This window comes from Pseudomonas sp. SIMBA_067 (genome assembly GCF_046534675.1).
GTDB lineage: Bacteria > Pseudomonadota > Gammaproteobacteria > Pseudomonadales > Pseudomonadaceae > Aquipseudomonas > Aquipseudomonas putida.
Map to the genome: position 1 here is coordinate 1 of NZ_JAWRYH010000528.1, position 267 is coordinate 267.

Sequence of the window (267 nt, forward strand, 5' to 3'; positions counted from 1 at the left end):
TAATCCCAGCACCACCAAATCCAGGCCGCCTTCACGCGCCAGTTTCTGATCATGCTCGCGGTAGTTATCAATAGTGAGCTTCTGGATATTCTCTTCTTTGATCCCCGCAGGGGTGAAAAACAGATTACGCAGATTGGTAATCGTTACACCTTCTCCCTCTTTGCCGCGAAAGGGAATTTCATCGAAATTATAGAAATAGCAGTTATCGTACCAGGGCTTACCTTTAACCAGGGTGGTGAGGTATTCATACATGCCTTTGGGCGTGCT

Annotated in this window: 1 protein-coding gene; it reads right to left on the bottom strand. The window is 47.2% G+C overall.

Going from position 1 to position 267, the window contains the following annotated elements:
- A partial coding sequence (locus SB765_RS30180) for a hypothetical protein (protein WP_410932569.1) occupies window positions 1-252 on the bottom strand: 252 nt, incomplete at its 3' end.
- Window positions 253-267: the final 15 nt, after the last annotated feature.